This window comes from Hahella chejuensis KCTC 2396 (assembly GCF_000012985.1).
Taxonomy (GTDB): Bacteria; Pseudomonadota; Gammaproteobacteria; order Pseudomonadales; family Oleiphilaceae; genus Hahella; species Hahella chejuensis.
Genome location: NC_007645.1, coordinates 3,964,709 through 3,988,472 on the forward strand (window position 1 = coordinate 3,964,709; position 23,764 = coordinate 3,988,472).

Annotated in this window: 22 protein-coding genes; 6 read left to right on the forward strand and 16 right to left on the reverse strand. The window is 55.2% G+C overall.

Annotated elements, in window-relative coordinates:
* Window positions 1-206: 206 nt before the first annotated feature.
* Window positions 207-2,324: a TonB-dependent receptor gene (locus tag HCH_RS17115; protein WP_049780987.1), complete on the forward strand. Its 2,118-nt coding sequence runs from the start codon at window positions 207-209 to the stop codon at window positions 2,322-2,324.
* 725 nt (window positions 2,325-3,049) lie between these two features.
* Here HCH_RS17115 and HCH_RS17120 read toward each other — a convergent pair.
* The 5 genes from HCH_RS17120 to HCH_RS17140 form a co-directional block, all read right to left on the reverse strand.
* Window positions 3,050-3,487: a hypothetical protein gene (locus HCH_RS17120; protein WP_011397622.1), complete on the reverse strand. Its 438-nt coding sequence runs from the start codon at window positions 3,485-3,487 to the stop codon at window positions 3,050-3,052.
* Between the two features lie 6 nt (window positions 3,488-3,493).
* Entirely contained in the window at window positions 3,494-3,964 is a 471-nt protein-coding gene (locus HCH_RS17125) for an NUDIX hydrolase (protein ID WP_011397623.1), read from the reverse strand.
* Window positions 3,965-4,046: 82 nt separating this feature from the next.
* Window positions 4,047-4,523 carry an NUDIX hydrolase gene (locus tag HCH_RS17130; RefSeq protein WP_011397624.1) on the reverse strand — a complete coding sequence of 159 codons (477 nt, stop codon included), beginning with the start codon at window positions 4,521-4,523 and terminating at the stop codon, window positions 4,047-4,049.
* 22 nt (window positions 4,524-4,545) lie between these two features.
* Complete coding sequence (locus tag HCH_RS17135) at window positions 4,546-4,905, reverse strand: VOC family protein (protein WP_011397625.1); 360 nt, start codon at window positions 4,903-4,905, stop codon at window positions 4,546-4,548.
* Window positions 4,906-5,268: 363 nt separating this feature from the next.
* A complete protein-coding gene (locus tag HCH_RS17140) occupies window positions 5,269-5,841 on the reverse strand; it encodes an isochorismatase family protein (protein ID WP_011397626.1) in 573 nt (190 codons plus the stop codon).
* A gap of 109 nt (window positions 5,842-5,950) precedes the next feature.
* Between HCH_RS17140 and HCH_RS17145 the strand changes: the two genes are divergently transcribed.
* From HCH_RS17145 to HCH_RS17165, 5 genes are all read left to right on the forward strand, one after another.
* Window positions 5,951-6,841: a LysR family transcriptional regulator gene (locus tag HCH_RS17145; RefSeq protein WP_011397627.1), complete on the forward strand. Its 891-nt coding sequence runs from the start codon at window positions 5,951-5,953 to the stop codon at window positions 6,839-6,841.
* Between the two features lie 132 nt (window positions 6,842-6,973).
* The gene (locus HCH_RS17150; RefSeq protein ID WP_011397628.1) at window positions 6,974-7,237 is read left to right on the forward strand and encodes a FeoA family protein; all 264 of its coding nucleotides are present in this window, start codon (window positions 6,974-6,976) and stop codon (window positions 7,235-7,237) included.
* A gap of 16 nt (window positions 7,238-7,253) precedes the next feature.
* Window positions 7,254-7,490, forward strand: coding sequence for a FeoA family protein (locus HCH_RS17155; protein ID WP_011397629.1), 237 nt, complete (start codon window positions 7,254-7,256; stop codon window positions 7,488-7,490).
* A 31-nt stretch (window positions 7,491-7,521) separates the two neighbouring features.
* Complete coding sequence (gene feoB / locus HCH_RS17160; protein WP_011397630.1) at window positions 7,522-9,906, forward strand: Fe(2+) transporter permease subunit FeoB; 2,385 nt, start codon at window positions 7,522-7,524, stop codon at window positions 9,904-9,906.
* Complete coding sequence (locus HCH_RS17165; protein ID WP_011397631.1) at window positions 9,903-10,139, forward strand: FeoC-like transcriptional regulator; 237 nt, start codon at window positions 9,903-9,905, stop codon at window positions 10,137-10,139. Before feoB ends, HCH_RS17165 begins: the two co-directional genes overlap by 4 nt.
* A gap of 3 nt (window positions 10,140-10,142) precedes the next feature.
* Here the strand turns inward: HCH_RS17165 and HCH_RS17170 are convergent, their stop codons facing one another.
* The 11 genes from HCH_RS17170 to HCH_RS17220 all read right to left on the reverse strand — a co-directional run bounded on the left by HCH_RS17170 (window position 10,143) and on the right by HCH_RS17220 (window position 23,591).
* Window positions 10,143-11,309, reverse strand: a complete 1,167-nt coding sequence (locus HCH_RS17170) for a fatty acid desaturase family protein (RefSeq protein ID WP_011397632.1) — start codon at window positions 11,307-11,309, stop codon at window positions 10,143-10,145.
* Window positions 11,310-11,344: 35 nt separating this feature from the next.
* A complete protein-coding gene (locus HCH_RS17175; protein ID WP_158304968.1) occupies window positions 11,345-12,487 on the reverse strand; it encodes a ferredoxin reductase in 1,143 nt (380 codons plus the stop codon).
* Between the two features lie 103 nt (window positions 12,488-12,590).
* On the reverse strand, window positions 12,591-13,373 hold the full coding sequence (locus HCH_RS17180; RefSeq protein ID WP_041598745.1) for an ATP-grasp domain-containing protein: 783 nt from the start codon (window positions 13,371-13,373) through the stop codon (window positions 12,591-12,593).
* A 106-nt stretch (window positions 13,374-13,479) separates the two neighbouring features.
* Window positions 13,480-14,058: a phosphoribosyltransferase gene (locus tag HCH_RS17185; RefSeq protein ID WP_011397635.1), complete on the reverse strand. Its 579-nt coding sequence runs from the start codon at window positions 14,056-14,058 to the stop codon at window positions 13,480-13,482.
* 185 nt (window positions 14,059-14,243) lie between these two features.
* The gene (locus HCH_RS17190) at window positions 14,244-14,531 is read right to left on the reverse strand and encodes a hypothetical protein (RefSeq protein WP_011397636.1); all 288 of its coding nucleotides are present in this window, start codon (window positions 14,529-14,531) and stop codon (window positions 14,244-14,246) included.
* 43 nt (window positions 14,532-14,574) lie between these two features.
* Window positions 14,575-14,928 carry a hypothetical protein gene (locus tag HCH_RS17195; RefSeq protein WP_041598746.1) on the reverse strand — a complete coding sequence of 118 codons (354 nt, stop codon included), beginning with the start codon at window positions 14,926-14,928 and terminating at the stop codon, window positions 14,575-14,577.
* A gap of 163 nt (window positions 14,929-15,091) precedes the next feature.
* Complete coding sequence (locus tag HCH_RS17200) at window positions 15,092-15,361, reverse strand: hypothetical protein (RefSeq protein ID WP_011397638.1); 270 nt, start codon at window positions 15,359-15,361, stop codon at window positions 15,092-15,094.
* Between the two features lie 369 nt (window positions 15,362-15,730).
* Window positions 15,731-16,564, reverse strand: a complete 834-nt coding sequence (locus HCH_RS17205) for a hypothetical protein (protein WP_041598747.1) — start codon at window positions 16,562-16,564, stop codon at window positions 15,731-15,733.
* Window positions 16,565-16,777: 213 nt separating this feature from the next.
* A complete protein-coding gene (locus HCH_RS17210; protein WP_041598748.1) occupies window positions 16,778-20,014 on the reverse strand; it encodes an EAL domain-containing protein in 3,237 nt (1,078 codons plus the stop codon).
* A 49-nt stretch (window positions 20,015-20,063) separates the two neighbouring features.
* On the reverse strand, window positions 20,064-21,113 hold the full coding sequence (gene cheB, locus HCH_RS17215) for a chemotaxis-specific protein-glutamate methyltransferase CheB (protein WP_011397641.1): 1,050 nt from the start codon (window positions 21,111-21,113) through the stop codon (window positions 20,064-20,066).
* A 54-nt stretch (window positions 21,114-21,167) separates the two neighbouring features.
* On the reverse strand, window positions 21,168-23,591 hold the full coding sequence (locus tag HCH_RS17220; RefSeq protein ID WP_011397642.1) for a hybrid sensor histidine kinase/response regulator: 2,424 nt from the start codon (window positions 23,589-23,591) through the stop codon (window positions 21,168-21,170).
* Window positions 23,592-23,764: the final 173 nt, after the last annotated feature.

The following is a 23,764-nucleotide window of genomic DNA, read 5'->3' on the forward strand; positions in this document are numbered from 1 at the left end:
TGCATTCAATAGTTATTTGCGAATGATTCTCATTTAGATAATCATCCGTCCGCACTGCGCCGGTTTCCGATGCAGATAGTCAGGAATGCCTGCGGACATCACCCGAGGTCGTCATCCACCCTCCTCTTCGATCGCATTAACAGGGAGCCAAGCACAGGGCGCGTCCGCCAGCGGCGCACAGCAATTACCAACTATCTGGGGAGACAATGATGTTCCTGTTTCGGGATAAACGATCGAATCCACGCCTGCATCCCTTGGCGTTCGCCACCAAAGTCGCCGTCGCTACGCTCGCAGGAGGCATGGCCGCCCATGCTGCGGCGGAAACCCTTGCACTGGCGCAGCCGGATCGCGTCAAACAGTCAGCAAGCACCACCCTGGCGCCGGTGGTGGTGACCGGTGAAAAGATCGACCGCGACCTGCAGGAGTCCACCAGCGCCGTCACCGTACTGGACGACCTAAAAGTGGACTCCGGCGAGACGCAGTCTGTCTTCGAGGTGGTGGATAAAGTGCCGAACATGATTGCGAACCCCTACGGCGTTCCCAACATCCGGGGCGTGGAGGGCTCCGGCGCGGCGAACGGCAGTTTCGCGCTGGTGGCGGGCTCGCGCCCCAAAGTCAGCACCAGCGTCGATGGCGTTTCAGAATCCTGGTTCGGCCAGGAGTATGTAGACGCTAATTTATGGGACGTGCAGCAGGTGGAGGTATTACGCGGACCGCAATCCACCACTCAGGGTCGCAATTCCATCGGCGGCGCTATTGTCGTGCTGACCAAAGACCCGACTTATCATTGGGAAAGCGCCATTCGCGCTGGCTATGAAACCGCCGACAGCAAGCAGCAACTTGCGTTGATGACGTCCGGTCCTCTGATCGACAACGAACTGGCGTTCCGCCTCGCCGCCAGCGCATCTCAGGGCGAGGGTTATATCGACTACCCTATCAGCGATCAGGAATGGCCCTGGGACCCGTCTGAGTCCAAACGCTACAACCTGCGCGGCAAATTACTTTGGGAGCCTTCCGCTTTGTCCGGCCTGTCGGTGAAGTTCACTGCGACGCACCGCAGTCAGGAGGGCGAATACCTCAATTTCGTCAACGGCGACTTCTTTGACTATGAGCTGAACGGAGACGTGTCCAACACCCGTTATCAGGACTCGGACAGCGCCAGCTACGCCCTGGACGTTCAATACGCTCTCAATGACGCGCTAACCGCTTACCTGACCTTGAACCACGCCGACACCAACGCCAAGTTTGAGGAGTACGCTTCCCGCGTGAGGGATATCGATCTGAGACTGGATCTGGAAGAGCGAAGCAACTCGCTGGAAGGCCGTCTGGTGTATGACCCTGCGTCGGGCTCGTTAAGCGGCGTGGTGGGCGTCTATCTGTTCAAGCGCACCCAGGACCTCGCCGTGGTTCCCGCAACCTTCACCGGGGATGACGATGTCAGCACCGTCGCGGTTTATGGTGACGCCACCTTCGCGCTGACGGATCGTCTCGATCTGATTTTGGGCGGCCGGGTGGAACGGGAAAGCCAGGAACGCAATATCCTCGCCTGGCCGGATACCAGCTATGAAGGCCGCTTACTGACCGATATCGGCGAAACCATGTTCCTGCCCAAGGCCGGCGTCAGCTATCAGGCGACGCCGCAAACCACGTTGGGTCTGGTGGTGCGAAAGGGCTACAACCCAGGCGGCGGCTCGTTGGACTGGGATGACAGCAGCTTCTATGAGTATGACAAAGAAGAAGTTATTACCTATGAAGCCAGCAGCCGCTCCAGTCTCTGGGACAATCGCATGACGGTGGGCGTCACGCTGTTCGCCAATGAGTACGACGGGTATCAATCCATTCTCAACCGTCGTTTCGTGAATATTCCACAAGGCCGCAGCTACGGCCTGGAGGTGGAAACCAACGCGCAGGTGGCGGCGGGACTTGAAGTATTCGGCTCCGTGGGCCTGCTGAAAACGGAAGTCACCGAGGCCGTCGCAGGCGGGCCGGACATCAAAGGCAACGAATTCAGCTACGCCCCGAGCGTCAACGCCAACCTGGGCTTCACCAAGTATTTCGACCAGGGCTACTTCGCCGGGGCTGACGTCAGCTACGTCGGCGAATACTACTCCGACGTCACCAACAACGACGACCTGACCGCCGGCGATTACGTGATCACCAACGTCAACGCCGGCTACGAAAACGACGACTTCACCGTGCGCCTCTATGTGAAAAACCTGTTCGACGAAGAAGTCCTCTACCGCCAGACAACCACCTGGGCCACCACCGAAGCCCAGATCGGCCCCCCCCGCACCGCGGGCATCGTGGTCGACTACCGACTCTAGAGTGAGACTGCGCTCACCCCTACCCTAGAGCGCAGCAGACCGCCAAGGACGGCCGCAGCTGCAAACCTGCAATCAAAGTCTGTTTTTGGGTGAGCGATGCTCACCCTTTTTTTGTGCTTCACCTGAAACCTTTGACTCTTCAACCCTCTACTGTAATTAGAGGATTAATAGATTTATCACTCCGCCAGACTGCGGATAATTGCAGGAAGATGGCGACGAGGATTCTATCGCTCAATGGCCGAGGCTAATGGCTTGGCTCCTCTTGAAATAGAGCTGCCCAAAGAAGTGAAAACCACCTCATTCTGTTCCATCATCATACCCCCTTTAGGAGAGTGACTTATTCTTTTAGTCGCCCGGGGAGGCCCTTCGACAAGCTCAGGGCGAACGGTGGAGGGATCAATTTGGAGGAGATGGTTGGACGTTGACTTTACTGATTCATAGAACGGGAAGCTGACCATGGCATGGTATCGCCGAGGGGGGCAAAGCTGCTCGCCTGGAACATTGAACGTTACTTATGCCTCGGAAAGACGAAAGCCCAACCGCCAATTAATCGTATCCGAAACCTCCCCGCTCTCACTTCCCCCGTTCGCCCTGAGCTTGTCGAAGGGCTTTCCAGAGCGTTAATTCATAGACGATTATCCCCTGTCTCCATTACGCGCCCTGAAGAAACAGCATAACTTTTCCCTCTGCCACCCAGGAATGCCCTTCTACAAGCTCAGGAAAACCTAACACGCGCCCAATAGATGTTTAAGCCGCTCATTAGCGCTCTCCAATGAGATGAAAACGACCTCGCTCGGCTCCATCATCATTTCAGAGTCTACGAGTGATATAAGGCCCTCTTGAGCCATTTCGCCGGCAATCACCAACGTCTCTAATTCCCGCTCGCAACCCGCAGCGATGACGCCCGCCATCGCATCTCCCCACTCGTATGTGAGTTTTGAAAAGTCAAACACCAGCGCGTCTGGATCAGCAAAGGCAATGGAGGCATGGGTCATCGCGGTCATGTATCTGGCGTCGGTATTGCCCTTACATCCATATCCGTAGGTACCGGAAAAACGCATCAGCAATACAGTTTTTTCAAACTCACCCTTCAATGTATACAGCATAGGCTGGCAATCAATGTTATGTTCAGGGGCGATATTCAACGGCTGTATTTCATTCATAAACGCTTACTTCAATTCGTTGATGTGGATGAACTCAACTTCCTGCGGCAGCGCCGTCAGTCGTTCTTTGAGAAATTGCGGCCATAGATTTAGTGAGGCGACGTCCGCCAGTTTAACCCAGCGAAATACGATGTTGACGTCTTGCTCCAGTCCTCTGACGTCTTGGCCGAAAGGGATGGCGTTTGGGTCTTGCAGTGTAGTCAGGTAGTAGGTGGCGATTTCGTGGCTTTTCACGCCGCCGCGGGCGTAGAAGTCTTCCACGAACCAGAGAGGTCGGACGATGTTGGCGGCGACGCCGAGTTCTTCCTCCAGTTCGCGGATAAGGGTGGTGTGGGAGAATTCGAAGAATTCCACTTTGCCGCCCGGCAGCGCCCAGAAGTCGCCTTTGACGACTTTATGCAGCAAAACATGGCCATTGTGGATGATCACCGCCACGCTGCGGAATTTGAATCGCTTATCGCCGCTCTCGAATTTCAACGTCCCTCTCCTCTATTAAGCAGTTCCCAATGCCCTTTCGCTCAATAGCGCACCCATGAGCGAAACGCGGGGGAGCCAATAATCAGCTTTCGATTTCATTCACTGTCAGAAACTCAACGCCTTCAGGCAGGGAGCGCAGGCGGGTTTTGAGGAAGTCGGGCGCCAGTTCGATTGAGTCCAGTTCACTCAGCTTGAACCAACGGAAGATCAGGTCGACATCTTCCTCCACGCCCGGAAAATCCACATTAAAAGGAATGACGTCAGGATCGGCCAGCTCAGTGAGATACAGCGTGGCGATTTCGTGGAAACGCGTCTGCTGATACTGGAAAAAATTCTCTACGTACCAGAGAGGGCGAATCACGCGAGCCGTCATCCCCAGCTCTTCCTCCACTTCCCGCGCCAGGGTATCGCTGGAGAATTCGAAGAACTCCACGCGACCGCCCGGCAACGCCCAGAAATTGTCCTGCACTGCTTTATGCAGCAGCACGTGATCCTGATGCATAATCACCGCAGCGCTGCGGAAATTAAAGCGGTTGTCGCCAACATCAAACTTCAACATGGTTTACTCCTTGAAAACCGGTCTAAATATTTTCTCCAAATCGCCACAGCACGCCGCTGGGGTCCGTCAGGGTAAAGTCCAGCATGCCCCAGGGCTGCTCCATCACTTCAGAGAGACGAACCTCGTATTTCTCTACTACGCCCGACTCCATCACCTTCTTCCGCCAGGCGTGAATGTCCTTCACCAAGACATGCATCATGAAGTTTTCAGCGTGTTCCTGACGATAAAAGTCCTGCAGTAAAAAGCTGCAATTCCCATGATGGAAATAAGCGACGCCGCCGCCATCCGAAGCCTGAGTGAAACCCAGGTCTCGATAGAAGGCTTTGGACTGCTCATAGTCTTTTGCGGGGACAAAGGCTTTGATTTCTACGATCTCTTCCATAGCGATTCCTCTTGCGGAGAAGTGAGCGGAATGGCGCCGCTGGCCAACGGCGCTGCGACAGGTTGTGAAAGTCTACTCTTTTTAGATTTAAATCATAACCTTATCACCGAGCACGGCGATAACTACAGCAGAAAGAAAAGGGCAAGGCGTCGCGGTTTTTCCTGGATGACGTGTAAGCCTTCCATCACCCAGGGCCACGCCGCCGGACAACAGGCGGTCAGCTCTTTTCACAAGCACTACCTGAACCGCTTCACTAGCTCATTCCTGACCCTGGACATAGGGGACGGCGGCGTGTACGACGGCAGTTTTTACTTCGTTGTGGTCGCCGCGTTTTATCCCGCCAGATTTACCCTATCCGCGAACTCATCCCACCAGCAACGGAAACGCCACTTCCCCCGCCGCCGACGCCCAGTTGCGCACCAGTTCCGCCACCATGGCGTTGGTGCTGGTCAGCCGTACGCCGGCGCGCTCCATACGTCGCCAGGACATTTCTTCCGCGATTTGGTTGGTGGAGCCGCAGGCGTCGCACACGACCTGTACGTTAAAGCCTTCCTCCAGCGCGCTGATGGCCGGGGACACCATGCATACATCCGTGGTCACGCCGGCCATGACGAAATTGCGTTTACCGGTTTGGCGGCACGCTTCCGCAAACGCAGGATCATCCCAGGCGTTCACTACGCCAATACGCTTGATGCGGACGGCGAACGCGTCCGGGGCGATTGCTTCCAGTTCCGGCATCAGAGGGCCTTGCACGTCGACATTGGTTTCCTGGCTGGAAGTGAGCACCAACGGCATGCCCACGCCCTTGGCGAATGACGCCAGAATGATCACATTGCGCCGCAACAGCTCCAGGGGCGTAGTGGACGCCCAAGTGTTAGTGCCGGTCTGGTGATCGATAAGAATCATCGCGGTGTCGTCAATGTTAAAGCGCTGCATCTCAGTTACCTCGTTAGTGGAGTCAGTGAGATACTACATTGATCCATTTGAAAGATAATGGCCGCGATTGCTATTCTCTTTTTCATATTCGCAACAATAACCAGCCACTATGAAAGACCTGTCCGCCCTGCAAAATGTCGCCCTGTTTGTGGAGGTGGCGCGCACTCGCAGCTTCAGCCGCGCCGCGGAGAATCTGGGTCTGTCGACAGCCACCCTGTCCCGACGCATCCGCGCGCTGGAGCGTGAGTCGGGAATCAGCCTGTTCACCCGCACCACTCGCCGCGTCGAGCTGACCGAGGCGGCGCGGCGGTACTTCGAGCGTTGCGAACGTCTGGTGGATGAGGCTTTCAGCGCTCAGGAAGCCCTGTTCGAAGAAGCCAAGCGCCCGCAAGGCACGCTGCGTCTGTCCATGCCGGTGGACCTGGGCGTCCACTATATCGCCCCCTTGCTGCCGGAGTTCGCCCGTCGCTATCCGGGCATTGATTTCGAAATCGACCTTTCGCCGCAACATCGCGATCTGGCCAGCGAGCAGATCGATATAGCGATCCGCCTTGGCGTGGTGAAGGATCAGAACCTAGTCAGCCGACGCATCGGCTGGATCGAGCAAGGCCTGTTCGCCTCCCCGACTTACCTGCAACGTCAGCCCGCGCCCTCGCACCCCGAACAACTCAGCGACCACGACTGTATTATCATCGGCGCGCAAGCACAGGCGGTCTGGCGTCTTCAGCGCGCCAATGAAACCGTAGAGGTTGCGGTTAAAGGCCGCTTCGCCGTCAACAATGTAAGCCTGATGCGCGTGCTGGCGGAACGAGGATTCGGCGTCGCCAGTCTGGCCACTGTGCTGGCCCGCGACGCGCTGGCTGAAGCGCGCTTGATACCCATACTGACGGACTGGACAGTACCCCGACTGCCTGTGCAGGCGGTCACTTCCTCGCGCCTGCCAACCGCCTGCGCAAAAGCGTTTATCAGTTATCTGGCCGAGCGCTTCACCTCCATTTGAATCCAGCCGCTCCCAGACCTTTGATCTGAGTCAGATTCCCCGCAAATACCTCTTTGGTGTACTGGATTCACTTAATAATAGCGTTAAGAATAGGAAAGATTCTCAATCTCACTTTCATTTAAAGGCGGTCGTATGAGCACGTTCGAGCATAAGCCTTTCCCTCTGGCGCTGGCGCAAGAGAGCGAAAGAGTGAAAGTTCATCTGTTACGCGGGGGCAAAAGCCTGGAAATGCGTTTGACCTCACTGGGGCTCAACGTGGGATGCGAGCTGATCGTGCTGCATCGCAAGGGCGCGGATCTGGTCGTCATTCGCGCCGATTCACGCCTGGCGTTGGGCGCCGGTATGGCGCAGAAAATCATGGTGGTGCGCGAAGGCGCCGCTGCAAGCCGTCACTGAGGAGAATCCCGCGACAATGAGCAACGTCAGTCTCAAAGATCTCAAAGTCGGCGATCAGGGCCGCGTATTAGGCTTCGGCGAAGGCGGCAAAAATTATCGCCGCAAACTGTTATCCATGGGCTTGACCCCCGGCGTCGAATTCAGCGTCACCCGCTATGCGCCTATGGGCGATCCAGTGGAAATCCTGGTGCGGGGATTTCGCCTCAGCCTGCGCAAAGACGAAGCAGGCGGCATTCTGATAGAGAAAATCTAGCCTTCTCTGAGTTCATTCATCTTGAATTCAGATGTATCAGTCCGGTCCCAAGCAGTTTTTTGGAGAGAGCAAGTCGATCATGGCCAGTCCCGAGCGCAACGCGGAAAAATACGTCATCGCAGTGGTGGGCAACCCCAACTGCGGCAAAACCACCTTATTCAACGCACTGACCGGCTCCAAACAGCGGGTGGGCAACTGGCCCGGCGTGACCGTAGAGCGCAAAAGCGGGCGTTTCTCGTTTCAAGGCGTAGACTTTGAGCTGATCGATCTGCCAGGCACTTATTCCCTCGACGTCTGTGAAGAAGACGTTTCCCTGGATGAGCAAATCGCCAGAGATTTCGTCGCCGGGCGCGAAGCGGACCTCATCATCAATATCGTCGACGCCTCCAACCTGGAGCGCAACCTTTACCTCACTTGCCAGTTGCTGGAAATGAAAACGCCGTTACTGACGGCGCTGAACATGATGGATGTGGCGGAGGAGCGCGGTCATGCGGTGGCTCACGACAGGCTGGCCAGTCTGTTGGACTGTCCCGTGGTTCCTATTGTGGCGGCATCCGGCGTCGGTCTGCCGCAGTTGAAGGCGGCGATTCTGGACGCTGCGCGCCGCAAACATGTCTCCAACGCCAACATCGCCTATCCCTCCCCTGTCGCCGAAGCGCTTAATGCCCTGACTCCCATGCTGGGCGCGCACAGCGAAGGCAAATGCGATCCGCGCTGGCTGGCGACGCGGATGCTGGAAGGCGACGCTTCGGCCTTGAAACTGGCTGACGCGACGCTGCGCGCCAAAGTGGAGGAACTGCAAGAAAACGTAGTGCAACAGCTGGAGGACGACATCGATATCTGTCTGGCGGACGCCCGCTATGGCTTCGTCAACGAGGTAGCGAGCGCCAGCGTCAAACGCAACCATGAAGTGCAACGCAGCCTATCCGACAAAATCGACCGCGTAGTCCTGAACCGCATGCTGGGCATTCCCATATTTCTCGTCGCCATGTACTTGATGTTCATGTTCACCATCAATATCGGCGGCGCCTTCATCGATTTCTTCGACCAATTTACCGGCGCGCTGTTCGTAGACGGATTCGGCGCGCTGTTAACCTCCCTCGGTGCGCCGCAATGGCTGCGTCTGCTGCTGGCTGACGGCATGGGCGGCGGCGTGCAAGTGGTGGCCACTTTCATTCCGGTGATCGGCTTTCTGTACCTGTTTCTGTCCGCGCTGGAGGATTCCGGCTACATGGCCCGCGCGGCTTTCGTCATGGATCGCGCCATGCGCGCCATCGGCCTGCCTGGCAAAGCTTTCGTCCCCTTGATCGTGGGCTTTGGCTGCAATGTGCCGGCGGTGATGGCCACCCGCACAATGGAAAGACAGCGGGACCGCATCATGACTATCATCATGGCGCCCTTTATGTCCTGCGGCGCGCGCCTGTCGGTGTACGCTTTGTTCGCCGCCGCGTTTTTCCCTGTCGGCGGCCAGAACGTAGTGTTCGGGCTCTACATTATTGGCGTCGCCATCGCCGTGCTCACCGGTCTGGTGATGAAAACCACCCTGCTGCAAGGTCAGGCCACGCCCTTCATTATGGAACTGCCGCCGTATCATATTCCCACGTTGAAAGGCGTTGGCATTCGCACCTGGGAGCGCACCCGCGGCTTCATGTTTCGCGCAGGCAGGGTGATCGTACCAATGGTGCTGGTGTTGAACGTGCTCAATTCCATAGGTACTGACGGCTCCTACGGCAATGAAAACAGCAATAAATCCCTGCTGAGCGAAATCGGCGGCGTCATCGCCCCCGCCTTCGGTCCCATGGGGCTCCGCGAGGATAACTGGCCCGCCGCGGTAGGCATTTTCACCGGCGTGTTGGCGAAAGAAGCAGTGGTCGGCGCTTTGGACTCCCTGTACAGCGACATGGCGCGCCTGGAGGCCGAAGCCGCGGGCGCAGAACCGGAACAGGACCCGGAATTTAATCTGCTGGACAGCGTGGCGGCGTCCTTCGCCACCATTCCCGCCAACCTCGGCGACGCACTGGGCTCCTGGAGCGATCCATTAGGTCTGGATGTGGAAAGCGCCGCCCAGGAACAAGCCGTGGACACGGGCACTTTCGGCGCCATGGCGGCGAAATTCGACGGCGCAGCAGGCGCTTTCGCTTACCTGCTATTCATCCTGTTGTACATGCCCTGCGCCGCCACGCTGGCCGCCGTCTATCGTGAAACCAACCTGAACTGGACGCTTTTCATCGCAGGCTGGACCACCGGCGTCGCCTACGTTGTCGCTACGGTGTTCTATCAGGTCGCCACGCTAAGCCGTCAGCCCGCACACGCCCTGTCCGTCATCGCCATTATGCTGGCGACGTTCGTCGCAGTCCTGGCGGCGCTGCGCTACGCCGGCGACAGGCAGAGCCCTGCCACGGCGGCGCCCCGATGATCCTGTCAGAAATACGCGCCTACCTGCAAACCCACAAGCGGGCGGCGCTCAAAGACATGGCCTGCCGTTTCAATACGGAGCCGGATGCATTACGAGGGATGCTTGATAAATGGATCGCCAAAGGCCGGGTGGAAAAGCTGCCGCAGGGTACGCCCTGCAGCGGCTGCACCCTATGCGATCCGGGAGACATAGAGATTTACGTGTGGAAGGAAGCTATTTGTCTGCCTGATTAATAATCAGGCTAGCGCAAGTTTCCTGTCGCGCTGCGCCCGGCGCGCCACCATGGCCTCTGTTTTCTGAACGGACGGCGGCGCTGATTGTAGCGCATCAGCCTTGGCGTCTTTTATCGGCAGCGCGTATTTGACGATGCGTTTAAGCACCGAGCCGAACTGACGCAGAAAAGGTCCTGTATTGTAGTGTTGCCCGTATTTGTCGCAGATGGCTCTGACCTTGGGGGCGATTTCCGGGTAACGATGCGCGGGAATATCCGGGAACAGATGATGTTCGATCTGATGACTGAGGTGGCCGCTCAACAGGTAAAACCGACGACCTCCCTCTATATTGCCGGAGCCGTGCAGCTGCCGCAGATACCACTGCCCCCGACTCTCATTGCGGGTTTCTTCCTCAGTGTAAACCCGCGTGTCAGCCGTGAAGTGACCGCAGGAAATAATGGCGTAGGCCCAGACATTGCGGATGACATTGGCCGCCAGATTACCCGCCAGCACCTTGGGCGCGCCGACGCCCGCCAAGGCGGGAAACAACACATAATCTTTGCCGAGCTGCCTGCCTGCTTTACGCAAAAAAGGCTTTAACCGACCAACCAATTCCTGTCTGCTCATTTTGCCGGACACCGCACGCTCCAGCTCCAATCCGAATAAGGCCACGCCCCATTCGAAAGTCAGCGCCTGCACCACATTGTATACCGGTTGCAGCAAGTAAACCGGCCGCCAGGGCTGCTCCGCAGTCAATCGGGTGATGGTGTAACCGAAATCACGATCTTTGCCGAGGATATTGGTGAACGTGTGATGCTCGTAATTATGGTAATGCCGCCAGGCGTCTCCGGCGCATACAATGTCCCACTCATAGCGCTTGGAGTTCAGAGCCGGGTCCTGGGTCCAATCGTACTGACCGTGCATCACATTGTGGCCCACTTCCATATTTTCCAGAATTTTGGACAAAGACAAACAGGCCACGCCTGCGACCACGCCCAGAGGTGTAAAACTGACGTGCAACAACACTCGGCCGGCTAACTCTGAATACCTGACCGCGTTTATCACACCCCGAATATGCTCCAGATCCCGCTGCCCCAGATCATCCACCACCTGCTGTCGCAGGTCGTCCAGCTCATTCTGAAAAGATTCCAACTGTTCCGGCGTTAATGCTCGACTGGAAGGATGGCGCATAACAAATCTCCTTGTTTGTTCTGATTCATCAGATATCACACATCAAGAGAGACATCGGTTATGGGGATGCAAATACACAACTGGATTTCTTCACTTCCGGCGCTGGAGGCTTTTCCTGTCACCAGATTACGCACCACACCCGCTCGTTTTCTGGCTTTGCAGCTATGGCAAATTCCCATCCGGCAACCAAAGGGCGGGTGCAGCCCGGCGGCTTCAGCCAAATCCAGCAGGCTCTGCCGGCCATCTGCTTCAATGACGCAGGCGGAGCGTTGAAAGTCCACCTGGCAAGTCGCCGACTGTGACGGCGCAATGAGTCCTGGGTCGAAGACGTCCTGAAAGGCGCCGGTGAAATCTTCGAAGCTAATGCGCGCCTCACCCCCCTCTTCCCGCCAATGCCGTCGCACGCGCTGCATCAATCCCTCAGGGCCGCAGACCAGTGTCCGCCGGTCGCGATAGTCCGGAACCCAGCGGGAGAGTTGGTCTGGATGAAAGCGTCCTCCCTCTTCCGCCTGGTTGTGACCCGCTGCGGTATAGCAGATATGCACGGTGAGATGCGCACACTGAGCAGCGGCTTTACGAATTTCCTCCGCAAAGATCAGCTCTTCGCGGCTACGGGCGTAGTAAATCAATACGGTGTTTCGAGGGTGTTCTTCGAGTTGATACAGCATGGCGCGCAACGGCGTAATGCCGCTGCCTGCGGCGATCAGCAGCAGAGGCTCTGACAGAGACTGCGGCGCTGTGAACTCTCCCTGAGCCTGACTCAGCAACAAAACATCCTGCTTGCGCAGATTCCGCAGCAGCCAGGAGGACACGCGCCCATCTTTCTTCTCTTTGACGGTGATGCGAAGCCGCTCCGGCTCACGCCAATCCGAAGACAAACTGTAGCAACGCTGCTGACGCACACCCTCTATTTCAACAGTGACCGTAACGAACTGACCTGGTCTGAAACCCCGCCACAGACCATTGGGTTGCAAGATAAACGACTTGCAGCCGGCGCTCTCATCGACAATATCGACGACCCGCGCCTTGACCTGACGCATGGACCACAAAGGAGACAAATGGGAGACATAAAACTCAGTCAGCTCGGCGTTCACAACGCGTTTCAGCCAAGCGGGCGTCAAGTCAGATAGAGAGCCCCCAGCAAAGGCGGCGGGAGGGAGGCGGAGAGTCCATGTCATGGCGGCGTCCATTGGGAGGGTGACCTATCTGAGTATACAGACGCCGGAACGATTAAATATACAGTTGTTCACAAATAAGCGTGAGAATGTGACACGAACCTGATTATGCGTATTGCGCCAACATCTTCACAAAAGCATCCTGTGGCCAGCTCTTTCGGTCCGATACCTGGCCATCGCCAATCTCCACCAAGCGAGTGACTCCATCCTGACGACGCGCCAGATCAATAGAGTAGAAAGGCGCGTCAATATATTGCGCTATTTCCCGACACAGGGCTGGCGTCTCGCCATAAGCTGAATAAGCAACGCCATTCAGGACAAAGTACCTCTGCTCAGATGCCTCGTCATAGTCCTCCACCCGACGCAGCGCAACGCCGCCTTCTATGCCGCCGCGATGAGCGCGGATCTGACTCACAATCTCAACCACTTCCTCCGGCGAGCGTGCGATAGAACCCTGCCCGGTCGAGTTGGATTTAACGAAGTCTTTTACAAAAAAGCTTTCCCAGCCCAAACAGGAGACCTTGTGTAGCAGCTCATCGTCGTCCGAGAAGAATCGGGTTTCCGCCGTAAAGGACCGACAGGCTTCATACCAGCCTGGTAAATGATGACAGCGCAGGTAATTTCCAAAAGACGTTATCGGCCTCCCGCCAGCTTCTTCAATCAATTGAGTCAACTGACGGTAACGCTCAGGAGCAAGCATCCAGCCCCGATAAAGCACCGGCTCACCCGCCCCTATTGCAGGACGTATACCACTCAGACCGTTGCCCAACGCATCAATATCAACAACAGAACAACTCACCCCAACCTGACGAAACGCCGTAAATTCTTCCAGGTAGGAGTCATCTGGTTGCTGAGAGTGAAGAGGATGGGAGGGGAAAAGAAGTCTCATAAGGACTTATCTATTAAGACGGCGAGCAGCCCGGCTTATTGTTTCTTCACCGAGCTGCCGCAACTAAAGTTTTTTCACTTAAAAAGAAAGGCGTATGCTTCCCAAATCAGGAGTTTTCGCCCTCACGCAGCTTCAGCAGCTTGTCGTGAATAACCGCCAGCTCTGGCTTGTGCTCCAGAATTTCTTCCGTGGTCAGGCCGTGCAATTCGTGGGGGAAAACCAACCATTGGTCCGTCTCATGTACGAAGTAGTCAGGCACTTTGTCGGTTTTGTTGTTGGACGGCTTAAAGTATGGCGTCGCAATCTTGATGTCTGGCGTATTCTTACGGCAGGCCGCTTTCAGATCCGTCACCACCTGCTGTACGCTCAGGCCGGTGTCGTAAACATCATCCACGATCAGAACAGAGTCTTCCGCATTGACGCGCTTTACCATGTAGTTCAAACCGTGAACGGTAACATGGCGGCTTCTTTCGCCGATGCCAGTGTAGGAAGAGGTGCGAATAGCGATGTGGTCGGACTCCACGCCCAGAAAATCAAGCAGCTCCTGCACCGCGATGCCGACCGGAGCGCCGCCGCGCCACACGCCGACAATATAGTTAGGTCGATAGCCGCTCTCGTAAATTTTCAGGCCCAGTTTGAAGGAATCGTCTAATAGCTGTTGAGCGCTGATGAAAGTCTTTTCCACAAATTAACTCCCGAATAAGCCGGTGGAAGCCCGGCGAACCATCTGAGGAAGACGCTATGCCGGAAAAAAGGTTGCATAAAATACAGGAAATTTCGGAGAACTCAACATAATAAATCCTGTTTTCGGGAAAATGCCAGGGTTTGAGCGACGTTCACGCAAGTCGCGCCGCCTTCCCGTTATCGACCCTAATCACACTGGGACGCTGGCGGCGAAATAGCTCTGGCTTCAAGTTCTATTTTATCGCCAGACTGCATATCAAGGGCCAAATAATAGTCACCACTTGTAAGCAACCTGGGACCTTCCACCGCATTAACCGAGACACTGCCGCCCCACGCCTCTCTTCTTGGAACGACAAGGTTCGCAAGCCCATCCGCCACGATGAAAACATCCTCCGAGCGACTATTTTTCAACGTAATCGTAGCAGCTCCCTTTTGCCAATCGACCGCCAACGCTACCAGCGTCCAATCATGCATAAACTTTTCGCCTTCGGTGGTATATTCAAATCAATTTCGCTCATTAACTGCTTTCAAGTTTTCTTCTACTGAGCCATCCATGAAACGACAACACAAACATTGAAAAGCTGAGCGCCACCAACAGCCTTTCAGCAAGCCCCTCATAGATATTAAAAAAAACAAATATAAGGAAGATCGTTGCAGCTTGGATTTTGTCTGCTTTAGATGTCTTTGAATACACCCTTACAAGACTAACCCCATAAGCTAGCCTGACCATCACCAGATAAATTAGTGTTAGTGCGCTCCAGGTAACTGCATGCCTGATCTTCTCAAAACTGATCATCGAGAGAAGAAAGTATCCTGCTATGACAAGCAGAAATACTAACGCTTCCTTTAAATTCACTCTTTCACTTTTCATCACAAAACTTCAAAAACATCAGTCTCACCATCAGTTAGAGAAAATATCAATAAGGAAAATCAACAGACAGTAACCATATATGATTCATCTCACCACAGAATTGACAAGAAAACTTCCTTTTGGATACGCACTCATCGTATGTCCTCAAAAAAATCATTCACCATTAGCTTTCGCTATCTATAAAAATAAAGTCACTAATTTCCTTAATCTTATAAAAGTGTTTTTCTTGAATTTCTGTAGCTGTAAAAAGTAGAGGAGATATAATCCAAGACGCTAAAATCAACCTCTTCTCGCCCCCACTCGTAACGAGCAACGCTTCCACTCGCTCTTTAAAAATCCCTGCATTATTAACGGAGATTACACCAAAATCCTTTACAACACTTTCTTTCTTTAATTTAAATAATCGCAGCCGAATTCTTTTCACGATACTCATCACTTCTACTCCTTACATAATTCCGATACAGACAAACATCTCCGTACAGTTGCGTAAAACCGAACATCCGTATGAATCTCAACTTTCGCTCTTTATTATTCATACCAAAATAGAGGAGCATCTCCAGCATATGATAAATTAACACAGTAATCTGTATCTGCACCTTGTAGGTTATACCTCTTACCTGAAAGCCACTTTACGAGATTAACATATATTTCCTTACCTATCTCGTTATGAGGTAAATGCACCCATGCCAAAAGCCTGTAGCAAATTTTAATGTCAACAACATCAAACAGTAGGCAACGCCCAAGAATTTAACATTCAACATATAGATAGATATAAAAGCTCATAAAACGCCAGTTTAAACCTTTATTTCGAGCCATTAATATTTATCTTAATTTCTGGAAACTCACCAAACTTCTCGTTCATCTCTTCCTTAGCTTCAACCCAATGACCTTCACTGTTCTTCAGTGATATTTTCGCTATCTTAGCCTTTTTCTCTTCTAGCAGTGTATCCAATTCAATTGCAACCAGTCTCACGTACTTCACTTCTTCCGGTGAGTCTTTCATTATCAGTTCCTTAACCACTGCTATCGCCTCAGCGCCGACTATATCGCGATCATCTACAAAGTTCAGCGTTGTCCTATAAATAACATGTACTAATTCCGGCCTTGTTTTATCCCGATATATATTGTCAATATAAACAGGTCTCCCGCTTTCCAATATATCAACCATGCCGCCATTCTGGACGCCAAACAGTCTGGCGAAGACACGCCTCGCTTCGTCTATGTTCTCAGGGCTAATCGCTGGCCCCAAAGCGACTCTGTATGGCTTTACTTCGCCAGATAACCTCCCCTCTTCCACGTACATTCCAGCCTTGCCCAAGATGCTTGAATCACATTCAAAGTAATACCTGGAGGTCTCTGAGAGACTATCGACAATATTGTCAGACTCTAGAATGAGATAAATATACTCTGAGTTTTCTGTAGGCCTGCAATTAGAGACACCTCCCCAGCTCTGAAGAAGCGTTTTAATATCCCAGCTCATCCGTAACTTTTTCTTTGCTTTATCTTTCGGTCTGTAATGCATCAACTGAACCGCCTCGGTCTCTGGAGCAGTTTGAAGCGCGCGCACAAATTCGGTTACGTCAGCCTTCGCCGTCGTGCAAATCATCATTAGAAAAATACAGGCAAATTTTTTCATTTCGTAGTTCTATATACAGGTTAAGGAGTGAGCATCAGGCGCGTTCAGTATTGCAGTGCAACGGGCGTTGTCTGCGGCGGATGTTAGTTCAGTTTCGGGCTTAGGCCAAGCATCGAAACTGAACTGGTTTTATAGTTAGCGTACAACAGCCGCGGAATGTCACCGCTCTTGAAGTATAATTCACTTATTACACTCCATGTTTTCGCCTATATCTCAACTCCCACTCCGCAATATATCCAACTGCTCCCTCAGCATTTGATTCTCCCGCGCCAGGTCGCTTTCGCGGAAGGCTTGTTTGACGTTTTCGCGCAGGTGCTCCGAGTTCCAGGGTTTGGTGATGAAGCGGAAGACGGCGCCTTCGTTGATGGCTTCGAGGACGTCTTTGAAGCCGCTGTAGCCGCTGAGCACCATGCGGACGGTGCTGGGATGGATGGCTTTGACTTTACGCAGCAGGTCCACCCCTTTTATTTCCTTCATGCATTGATCGGCCACAACGACGTGCATTTCGTGAGCGGCGAGTAGGCGCAATGCTTCCGCCAGGGTGTGCGCTTCAAAGATGTCGTAGCCTTCGTGGCCAAGTTCGCCGCAGACGGCGCGTAATATAGTTTCGTCGTCGTTGACGATCAGTATTCTTCTGGCTTGCGGGCCATCTTCGATTTCTTTGCGCTTTTTCCCCCACAGGTGATCTTCCTGCAGGAAGTGCATGCAGGCGGCGACCGGTAGCGGGGGCGAGTAAAAATAGCCTTGGATCAGGTCGCAGCCGGCGCGCACCAGGAAGCTGTATTGTTCGACAGTTTCCACGCCCTCCGCCACGATTTTGATGCCCAGGGTTTTGCCCAGGCCGATAATGGCGCGGATGATGGCGGCTTCCTGGGGATCATTGGTGACGTTACGAACAAAGCTTTTATCGATCTTGAGCTGATCGAAAGGAAACATCTTCAGGTAACTCAGAGAGGAATACCCTGTGCCGAAGTCATCCATGGACAGTTGTACGCCCATGGCTTTGAGCTGGGTCATGGTGCGTAACGCCTCTTCCGCGTTGTGCATGACCATGCTTTCCGTCACTTCTATTTTGAGGCAGCCGGGTTCAATATTGGATTCCTGCAGCACTTTGCGCACCAGTTCGACACAATAGGCGTCCTGGAATTGCCGGGGCGACAGATTGACGGAAACAGGGACCATCTGCTGTTTCTGATCCCGCCACATTTTTAATTGCAGACAGGCGGCTCGCAGCACCCAGGCGTCAACCTCAGTGATCAGGCCGGTTTCTTCCGCAATGGGGATAAACTCCAGCGGGGGCACCATGCGGTCGCCCTTGCGCCAGCGCACCAGCGCTTCCAGTCCGACAGCGCCGCCGCCATGGGGGTCCAGTTGCGGCTGGTAATACAGCTCCAGCTCGCCATTTTCGATGCCGCGCCGCAGATCTTGCTCCATTTGCACCCGTTTCTGGATCGACTCATTCATTTCCTGGGTGTAACTGCATATACGATTGCGTCCCCGCTCCTTGGCCTTGTACATGGCGGTATCGGCGTTTTTAAGTAAAGTGGAAGCGTCTTCCCCGTCTTCTGGAAACTGACAGACCCCAATACTGGGAGTGACCAGAATTTCTTTATCTTTCAAACGACGGGGCTGCGACACCAGTTGCTGGATACGGTTCAACATCAACCCCAAGGGCCTATCGCATTCTTCTTTATGCATCAGAATCACGAACTCATCCCCGCCCAGCCGCGCCAGCGTATCGCCTTCCCGCAGACAACTGCGCAAGGATTCCGCCACTTCTGTCAGCAATTGATCCCCGGTCTCATGGCCCATGCTATCGTTGATATACTTGAAGTTATCCAGATCGAACACCGCCAGAGCGAAGCCCTTGTTGCGCCTCGCCGCATAGGCGATGGCCTGCTGGATACGGTCATTAAGAAGATTGCGATTAGGCAGCCCGGTGAGGTTATCGTACTTGGTCTTGTATTCCAGCTGCGCCTGATACTGAATGGACTCCGTCACGTCGTTCAAGATAGCGACGAAGTGAGTGACGTCGCCCTTGGCGTCCGTGACCGGAGCGACTTTCAGCTCACTCCAAAACAGCGTGCCGTCTTTGCGATAGTTTTTCAGCAAGGCGTAGCCTTCGGTATTGGATTTAAGCGCGCGTTTGATGTTCGCAACGCCCAGTTGACTGGTTTCGTTGCCGAGCAGGAATAGAAAGTTGCGCCCTGTAACGTCCTCCAGGTTGTAACCGCTAATGCGTTCAAAGGCCGGGTTGGCGTATACAATGGGGTTATCCGGTTCGCTTTTATCGGCGATGATAATGGCGTTGACACTCGCGTCTACGGCGCGATTACGCAGTTTAAGTTGCTCCTGGGCTCTCTCTTTTTCCGCCATTTCCGCTTTCAGGGCGGAGGTGCGCTGCTCCACCAGACTTTCCAGACTGTCGAACAGTCTCGCCCGGCCCAGAGCGACCGAGAACTGATGCCCCAGAGACTGCAGCGCGCGCAGCGACTCCTCCGCCCAACGCTCGCCTTCGGTGCGGGCGACGTTGAGCAGGCCGATGACCTCTCCTCCCAGCAGTAACGGAATGGTCGCATGGTGATTGCTGATGAAAACGCCCTTCATCGCCGGACAGTCAGCGATATCCACAGCGCCGGTCAGACCATCGTTAATGACGCCATGCCGGCACGGACACTCACGGCCACAAGGGTCCAGTTGCGCGGAATTGATCTTATCGCCGCGATAGCCCGCCAGGCGCCAGCCGCCGTCATCCAGATCCGCATCCACCAGCAACAGCCAGGTGGCGATGACGTTGGGGAACGACAGCACCTGCCCCAGTCCTTGTTCAATGGTGTCCTTTTCCGTGCTGGCGGCGCTAAGTCCCGCTGTGAAATGAAACAAACTGTTGATCAGCGAATGAGTGTGACTGAGTTCTTCGTGCTTGGCTTTCAGTTCACGATTGAGGCGGATGCCTTCTTCATAGGTGGAAATCAGCAGGTCAAGGATCTGCTGACGGGCGGAATTAATGAAGTGACGTTCGCCGTCCAGAATAATTTCGATGCCCATCTTCACCCGCTGGTGATCCCGGTGCTCCAGATTGGCCAGGAAGTAACGGATGCGCGACAGCAGGTACTTCTCGTCATAGGGCTTGGTGATGAAGTTGTCCGCGCCGGCGATCAACCCCTGCACCACATCTTTCGGGTCGGTGAGCGTGGTGACCAGAATGACCGGAATGGATTCTGTCTTGGGGTCCGACTTCAGCGTCCGGCATAGGGTGTAACCGTCCATTTCCGGCATCATGATGTCGCTAACGATGATGGTCGGTCTGCGCTCAGCGATGCATTTCAAGGCCTGTACGCCGTTTTCCGCAACCGTGACGATGCAGTTATTCTGCTCCAGCAGCATTTGCAGTTGCAGGGCCTGGGTCAGACTGTCTTCGACAATGAGAATCTCTGTTCCTGTTAACATCACTTCAACTCTCTTGTGGTTTTCTCTACGACCTTGTTGCATAAGCAAATCAGACGCAGCTTTGTACCGGTAGTTCGTTTAGTAGCGCAGCGATGCGCGGGGGACTCAACACGTGCCGGGCTGCGCCCAGCTTCACCGCCTCCCCCGGCATGCCGTTCACTACCACCGTGGCGGGGTCCTGCGCAATGGTCAGGGCTCCCAGCCGGTGCAGTTCCGCCATTTCCGCAGCGCCGTCGCGCCCCATCCCCGACAGCAACACAACCACCGCGTTCCTGCCGAAATTTTTGGCGACGCTGCTGAACAGACGCGACACGGACGGACAGAGCGTCTCGTCGCGATTCCCGTTCACCAGACTGATGCGACAGGACCGATCCACCTCCATGTGGCAGCCGTCCGGCGCCAGATAAACCCGTCCCCGCTCAGCGCGCTCGCCGTACTCGCCGATACTGACCGGCAACGCGGACACCTGATTGAGCCACTCGCAAAAACTGGTCAGAAATCCCGGCGATATATGCTGCACCACCAACACCGGACAGGGGGTTTTCCGCGATATCCCCTGCAGCAATTCCTTCAGCGCCACCGGGCCGCCGGTGGAAGCGCCGATCGCAATCACCCCCGGCTGAAAACCTTCATGCTCATGGTTCACAGGGGGCGGCGGTTGGACCTCCTCGCGTTTTCCCTGGCGGCGACGAAACCTTCTCACCACTTTGACTTCACTGATGAGGCGAATGGTCCGCAACAGGCTTTCCACATCGCGCTCGAAGTCCGGATGTGAAGGCCCTTGCGGCTTGGGCGTGACGGTAATGGCGCCGGCCTCCAGCACCTGCATGGCGGTCACCGCGTCTCCCAGACTGTAACTGGCGGTCACCACCACAATCGGCGTCGGGTATTCCTCCATGATTCTCCGCGACGCTTCCAGCCCATCCATCACCGGCATGTGAATGTCCATAGTGATCACGTCCGGTCTGCGTCTGGCGATACAACGCAGCGCTTCCACGCCATTCGACGCTTCACCGATCACCCGCATGCCGCCTTCTTCAATGATGTGGCGCAGCAGCTGTCTGATAACAGGCGAGTCGTCCACTATCAACACATCCATCGTTGTCACCTCTTCTCCTGTTGTCGAGGGGCCATCCTGCGCCCACCCCTGAAATCAGAGCAACTGGCGGATAATCTCCAGCAAATTGGCCTGATCAAAACCGCTTTTTACGATGTAGGCGTTGGCGCCCGCCTCCATGCCCCGCTCTTTGTCCTCAGGGCTCTGCAAGGCGGTGACCAACACCACCGGCAACTCCGCGAAGCGGCGGTCTGCGCGCACCTTCGCGGTTAACCCGAAACCATCCAGGCGAGGCATTTCAATATCCGACACCATCAGGTCGAACGCGCCCTGCTTCAACGCCTCCCACGCCTCAACGCCATCGTTGGCGGTCACGGCATCATAGCCGGCGCTTTCCAGAATGGTTTTCAACAACCCCCGCGACGTGACGGAGTCTTCCGCGATCAAAATGCGCTTACGCCGGCGCAACTCCTCCATGTCTCCCACCTGGAGCGGCGCGGAATCCGTATTACAGGCGCTTTTATAGAGATCAAACGGATGCAGGATAGGCACAATGCGGCCGTCCCCCATTTGCGTCGCGCCCAGGACATTGCGCACTCGCAATAGCTGCGGCCCCAATGGCTTAATGATGACTTCGTGATCGCCGATGACTTCGTCCACCATCAGTCCGAAGCGATCGCCATTGACGTTCATAACCGCTATTTGCGCGCAGGCGGCCTTATCCGGCGCCGAAACGGAGGTCCCCAGCCCGAGGATATCCGACAACCGCCACAGCGGATTGGCTTCGTTATGCAAGGTAAAGGAAAGCCGGTTTTCCACGCTTTTGACTTCTTCCTGGGGCAGACGCAGCACCCGCTCCACCGACTGCGCGGGAATCGCCATCAGCTGGTCTTCCACTCGCACCAGCAGCGCACGGTAGGTTGCCATGCTGGTCGGCGCCTGCAGCGTGATGGCGGACCCGCCGCCAGGGGTCGTTTCCAAAAGGGTGCGGCCGCCCAGGCGCTCCACCTTCTCGCGAACAATAGCCAACCCCAAACCGCGTCCGGACAGATCCGTTATGATGCTGCTGGTGGACACCCCGGAAGTGAACGCCAGTTGCGCCGCGTCTTTGTCGCTCATCGCGGCGGCTTTATCTTCATCCAATACTTTCTGGGCGATGGCTTTGGCTTTCAGTTTAGCGGGGTCGAAACCTACTCCATCATCGCGAATTCTTACTTCAAACAGCCCGGCATTTTCCTGCATGAAGTCCAGTTCGATTAGCGCGCATTCCGGTTTACCCAGCTCGCGGCGGCGCGCAGGCGTCTCCACGCCATGATCAACGGCGTTACGCAGCATGTGCTGCAGCGGGCTCTTCAGCTCATCCAGCACGCGCTTGTCTACTTGCAGGGTTTCTCCCGAGTAGCGCAGGCGCACTTTTTTGCCCTGGGAACCCGCAATGTCCTGCACCATGGCCGGCAGGCCTTCCACTAACACAGAACAGGGCAACAGCAGCACCGTCTGCATCTGCGAATGCATGCCGTCCGCAACCGTAGCCACGCCTCTGGCGACTTTTTCTGAAATTTTGGCCAACTGGCTGAGCCGGTATTCCCACTGCCCAAGGAAGTCCGACGCCCAGGCGCTGAAGTCAATCAGGGTCTGTTGCTCCCGCTCCATCGACACCGACACCAGGTCGCGGTTCGCCTGACGTTCAGATTCGTGCTCGATATGCGTCCGCAACTGGCGGGCGGCGGTGGTGATTTCATGCCGGTGCTTGCGCCATTCCGTGAATCCAGCCACCGCTTCTTTCAGCATTAAACAGGCTTGCGTCGCCTCCAGCTTGGCCTGCTGCAAGTCCTCGACCTGATACATCAGTTCATCCAGATGCTCCGCCTTAATACGCAGCATGCCGCTGCTTCCCGTCAACCCGGCCAGCTCAGGAGGCCGTTGAGGCAGGGTTTGCCGCCCCGTCTCATTCGACGGCGCCGTTTCGTTTGACTCGGCGACCTCTTCCTGTAACGGTTGGGCTGAAACTGGCGGGGGTGCGGGACTGGCTTCGACTGGCGGCGGAGAAACTTTTGGCTCTTCCGGCATGGACGGTTCAGAGTCGTCTGGCGCCGAATCCTGAGTCAGGCTCTCAGTGGGCTCCGGACCTGCCAGATCCTCCCCACGCTCAATGCGCCGACAGAAGTCCGAGAGCTGGTCATTGGGTATGGCGGCGGCGTCCGCCATTAACTGTCGCAACAGACCATGACATTTACGATTGACGCTGAGCTGCGTTTCGCTGACGCCGGCGCCGCTATGTTTGATATCGGCAAGCAGAGTTTCCCAGGCCTGGCACAGTTTCTCCACCGCCCCCAGGGATACCGCCCTGGCGGCGCCTTTGAGGCTATGCACTTCCCGGAATACACTTTCCACCAGCGCGGCGTCGAAGGCGTCAGCAGACATGGCGAACGCATCCGCCAGAATTCGCATGCGGTCGCCGGCTTCCATACGGAAAGCCTCCAGCAACCGCTTTTTCAGCGCTTCATTTCTGTCTTGCATACTTCTTTCCACCCCGCATCCACGACAGACGTTTCCGTGCCATCCCCACTATTTCCCGCCCAGCAAAATCCTTTCCACAGCCTGAGTAATATGGCAATGATATTGGCATATTAATATCTGGCGCATGGATGCGGCGGCGAGCCGCGGGATTAATAAGTCGGCGCGCATTCGGC